Source organism: Anaerosporobacter sp. (assembly GCF_965301125.1).
The window spans coordinates 1-5,751 of record NZ_CBDLAM010000081.1; the positions used below are offsets into that span (position 1 = coordinate 1).

Genomic DNA, 5,751 nt, shown 5'->3' on the forward strand with positions numbered 1-5,751 from the left:
TCTATAACTCTTTTGATTATCTTATATAATTAACTAGTATGGAACAACCCAGTTCCAATTAATACGAACTTATCTTTCTTTAATACGATTTACTTCGAATCCCTACGCTTATTCTGACGTCTCCAAATCACTACTAATGCAATTGCTGCAAGTAAAGAAATAGCAATTCCGGTTAACCACAATGCAAAATGCGTAGTAACACCTGTCTTTGGAAGAGATCCATTTGTCTTTTTATCGTTATCTTTTGGTTGGGTACCATCATCTCCATTATCCTCTGGATTAAAAACATCCGGTTTATCTGGTGTTTCTGGATTCTGAGGTTCTTCCGGTTTTACTGGATTTTCTGGATTTTGAGGTTCTTGCGGTTCTTGCGGTTCTACTGGTTTTTCTGGTTTTACTGGTTTTACTGGTTTCGTAGGTTCTTGAGGCTCACTAGGCTCTTCTGGTTCACTTGGTGGATTTACCGGCTCTTCTATAATCTCTTCATTGGTTACTGTAAGAGATATAGTCTCAGTTCCTGTAAGCGTCACCTCTATCCAATCCTTAGAAAGTACATATCCTTCAGGAGCTACCATTTCTTTCACATAGTAAGTTCCTTTGTCAAGCCATGTAAAACTAACAATTCCACTCTTATCAGTACTTAGCTCTTCTATAAGCGTTGTCTTATCATCGGCATACAAGGCAAAACTAGCTCCAGATAAAACCTTCGTCTTATCTTCATTTGTCTTAGTAATTTCGATAGAACCTTTCTCATAGCCAGGAATACGATCATTACTAATCTCTTTTGTAATTACTTCTCCATTTTTGCCTGTAATAATTGTGTAAACATCTGTGGCCAATTCATATCCTTCTGGAGCTGTAGTCTCTTTCAGATAATATGTATGGTTAGGATATAATCCAATAAAGCTTAGAGTGCCATCCTTACCTGTTGTCTGTGGCTCTCCTCTTTTTAGAGTACAGTCTTTATCATAATAAAGTTGGAATTCTGCATTTGAAAGTTTGCTTGTTGACTTAAGAGCATCCACCTTCACAACAGTCAACGTTACGTCTGCTTTCTCATTCGCAACTGGAATTATATCTGAGTTTACCCATGTTCTTTTTGCCGTTATTGCAATGATTTTATCTGAGCCAATATAACCCGCTGGCGCCCCTATTTCCTTTATATAATACTTTTCTCCTGGGTAGAGTCCAATAAATGTAACAATACCGTTACTATCACTAGTTCCTATCTTCATTGCTGGTGTCAGACATTCTTCATCTTCATAAAGTGCGAATATAGCACCTGCTAATCCCTTAGAAGAATCTTTTGAGTCAGTCTTTTTCAACTTAATTTGTGCACTGGTTTCCTCACCACTTAGAACGTTAAACGCATAGATGATATTCTCTTCGTCATAATTCGTGACATCTAATTCATGCCACCTATAACTAGCTGCATAACCTTCCGGAGCTTGTAGCTCTTTCCAATATAATGTTTCTACATCTTTTACTAAGCTTTTAGGGACAGCAAGTATACAGATTCCTGTTGGACTATCACAGGTAGCAGTTACTAACGGAGTCGTATCTGTTTTGTTTTTATAAAGTCCGAAAACTGCTCCTTTTAATTTCCTGCCACTCTCATCCACTTTTTTAATCTGGACGGAAACAAATTTTGATTTCGGTAGCACAAATTTTGCATTACCATTGGCATCAACTTTTATAGTATCGTCCGCATCTTTAAGAGGACTAGTTGCTGGAAGTACACTTCCTTCCAAACGGATATCGTTTGTTAATTCAATACCAGTACGTACAATATAGGTTCTATAAGTTAGAATATATCCTTTCGTTGCATCAGGAATATCTACTGTTAGAGTACGTGTTGTGGTGTCGTAAGAAATATCAGTACCAACAGGTTTACTTTCTGGTGTCATTTCCACTGTATATACGCCAGATGATTTATTCACATCCAATGTACCAGCTTCATACAACTTGACACTATCCAAATCCAAGTACAATCCATCAGGCAAAGTATCTACTAACTTCATTTTTTGATCAGATGATAATCCTTTCATAAGATCCATACCAAGCGGATTTAACTTTACCGTATACTCTGCAGTTAAGTTCATAAGATTCTTAACAGCTGTCTTACTCAATAAATCATTGGATAAGGATAAGGATGTAGTACTCTCAACTTCATTACTATTAGTTTGGCTTGTCATCTTTGCAGTGTTTGTATAATCCACCTTGTCATTGATATAGAAATCCTTACTGTCCACATCTACAGTCGTAGTATACGTAATCACTTTCTTCTTAGTTACCTTGTCTAGGTTGATATGAATCGTATTCGTCGTTTCATCTACTGTAAATGTATTATTTCCAGTAAAACTTCCACCATTTAATTTTACATCATCAAGGTTACATGACAAACCTTCTTCGAGCTTATCACTAATTATAACATCACCCAAATTAGTTTCATTCGCATTAACCGTCAATCTCCATGTTAACTTTTTACTAGTTGGGTCATATGATACATGTTCCTTTGTCAAAACTGTACTTGTGCCCATAACGGATTCCGTAGAAGAGATATCTACTGTAATAGGTTTACTATCTACTATAGTACCCTCTTTTACCATAGTAATTGTATTTTTAAATATCTTATCGTCGTTTCCTGCATAGAAACTTGCATCACGTGTATAGGTTTTTATTTTAAAACTAAAACTATTTTTACCTAGATTATCTATCTTGATTGTAAGTTTATTCGCTACTAATTCTACTACTACACTATCTTGAACAGCTTTACTTACGCCTGTATCACTTAATCCCTTTTTTACCGCATCTGTAATTGTAACTTTCATAGCTTCTACAGCTTCAGTACTTTCATCTAAAGTAAAGTAATGCTCTGGTACCATAGAAGACAAATCATCTACTAATTCAACCTTTGTTAGATTTACTTTATTTTGATTTACAGTAATTGTCCATGGAATATAATGCTCTGCTCTGTTATAACTTCCGCCAGATTTTGTGATCATTGTATTGCTAATATCTGGTTTTCTTGATACCACAGGAGAAGAGAAAGTTCCACGAGTTGTTCCACTGTCTTCCGGCCACTCAAATTGTATCTTCGCATAGTTTTTAACACTGTTATCAGTAAGATTTGAGGTTTGATTGAAATACTCCTGTTTCACAGTTGTTGTATAGGTAACTGTATATGTTTTCTCTGAGGTATTAGGCACTCCTCCATCAACTAGTTTTAACGTCATTTGGGTTTTGCCATTCACATCAGATATAGTCGGTTTTTCAACAGATACCGGCGCTTCAGAAGCATCAACCACTTTGATGCTTTCCTCATCAAGTATTAATCCTTCTCCCATTAAATCCGTTAGAATAAGTTTATTAAAACTACGGCCGACTGACTGAACCATTACTGTCCAGTTAATCTTCCAATCACTGTCTAAATCAGTAGGGGCTACAACCTCTGACTCTTTCTTTAACAGGTTCTTTCCATCCCAACTATCTGTAGATATAGTGGACGTTTTATTTCCTTCTACATCTTTCGCGTTCATACTACCAGCTTTGGGAACAACAGTATTCGTATAACTTCTGTTGCTATCAGGAGCCGTCCATATGCTCGTGAGCTCTTCTTCTATCAATTTACTCCTATATGTAAATGTAAGTGTTTCTCCTTCTTGGAGCTCCGTCAAATCGCAGATTAACTTGTTATCCTCAATATTAGCCCAACTCGTTTTGTCCACACCGCCGACTTTAACATTGGCGCTATCCTCCACATAAACCATACCATCTGGAAGTTTATCTGACAGCTGCGTAGGAATATCTCCAGTATAAGCACCTTCTGCGTTTGTATAAGTAACTGTCCACTCTACCTCCCCTTGATCATTCCATTCACCAACTGCTTTATCTAATTGAGGTGCTTTTGGCATCTGTTGGTTAACAGTTATTACCACACTATCACCAAGTAAATCGATTGTGATTTTTCCTTGTTCATTTACATTCAAATCTTCATTGAACTTACATTCGTAATCTATGAAAGCATCTTCAAGCAAGGAAAGAGCATCATAATTCTTTCCACCTACTGAATAATTACCCATATCCATAAATTCAATATGTAATGTTTTATCTCCTGCTTTCCATGATACAGTTGCAAAAGGTACGTTAGGGAAACTCTCTGGAACTTTCTGTGCCAGTATCTTTTCAGATCCATCTGCTGTTGGAGCAGCAAACTGCTCTGGTATTTCAACTTGATACGAATCTCCGGCTTTTATATTTTTAAGACTATTCCACTTCATACGTAAAATAAATTTATCGTATAAGCTAACTTTAGAACCATTTGTGATAACTGTTTCAACAGACTTCTTTTTCTTTAAAAGTTCGATTGAGTCTGGAGCAGCCGTAGTGCTTGTATTTGCCATAGCTTTAACATTAAGATCTATTCCCGCAATGTTGATTTTACCATCACTCACACTCGCTTTATCAATTCCAACAGGAATGTCCAATGTTTGCGTACCACTTGTAGTAACGGATAGACCTGTTGCTTTTACATCTTCCTCACCATTTGATTCTTCATCATCAGTTTTTGATGTAACTGTAATCTTATTACCGTCCACTGTAGCTGTTAATCCGTCCAAATCTCCAGAAGTAATATCCGGAAGGACTCCTTCTGGAAGTTTAATTACAATTCCATTAACTAGCTCGTTTTTATCAATAGATACTTGCCATGTCAAAGTGTCATTAACAGATACAGAATCCTCTGCAGCTAAAGGTTGATCATCTTTTAGTAGTTGACCGGTTGCCTCTGAACCTTCTTTCGTTTCTTCTGCATTATCGGCAAAAACTGTAGCACTATTAATTACCATTAATAAAACTAATAAAAACGAGATAACTCTTTTCATTTTCTGTGTTATGCGCACTTTATTCACACTTATCCCATTTCCTTTCGTTAATTTGATTTTTTGATAATTTATTAAGGTGTTACATACCCTACAATCGCTAAACGTGCTTGGTCAAAGTCATATGCACAAGTTGACAATATGATAAGCTTATCACCGAATGTTACATTATCTTCGCTATCAAAGAAAGATTTACTCTGTATCTCTTTCATATAATCATAGAATGCCTCTGATGTATCAAACTCCTCTGGAAAAGGATTCGATGAGCCATCCACGAGATACGCTGCCAGTAATTTAATGTTTTTTTCTCCATCCATTGTGTAAATCTTCATTTCTGAATGCTTATCATAGTATTCCTGTTTGCGATAATTCTTAAGTGTTCCAAACATTTCACCGCTTTTCATCATATGTCCGTATATAACAGAAACCTCTGAAGTAAAATTCCCATTATCACTTTGATCTAGAAAAATAGAGCCTAGTTTATTAGTGGTCCCATCTGGAAGATGATTGAGATAATAACTATTGTCATCTGCCTGCATGATTGGATAATCTATCTGAATTCCATCACATCGAATCCAACCAACCAAGTTCGGATATTCCTCCTTCATTTCCATAAGCCATTCATTCTTTTGCGTCATATTTTTGTTAGAATTGTCGTATGTATTTTCCTTATTCTGTGACATTGAATCTACTTTGGTGCTAATATCTTGGTAAAAGTCTTGTGCCTTCTTTACTTGATTCATTTCATGCCAAAGCCCATAGGAGCAAATCACAGCAATGGTAAGACACAAAAACAACAGAACCAAATATTTCTTTTTAGTCAGTATCACGTTTTCCCCCTTGCCGTTTTGGATATTTCCTTACAAAATTA

Annotated in this window: 2 protein-coding genes; both read right to left on the minus strand. The window is 36.2% G+C overall.

The genetic code is table 11. The features are described from left to right. Nucleotides 1-89: 89 nt before the first annotated feature. The gene (locus ACW2QF_RS10350) at nucleotides 90-4,910 is read right to left on the minus strand and encodes a SpaA isopeptide-forming pilin-related protein (RefSeq protein ID WP_455715927.1); all 4,821 of its coding nucleotides are present in this window, start codon (nucleotides 4,908-4,910) and stop codon (nucleotides 90-92) included. 44 nt (nucleotides 4,911-4,954) lie between these two features. Beyond that, nucleotides 4,955-5,710, minus strand: coding sequence for a class B sortase (srtB, locus tag ACW2QF_RS10355; RefSeq protein WP_455715928.1), 756 nt, complete (start codon nucleotides 5,708-5,710; stop codon nucleotides 4,955-4,957). Nucleotides 5,711-5,751: the final 41 nt, after the last annotated feature.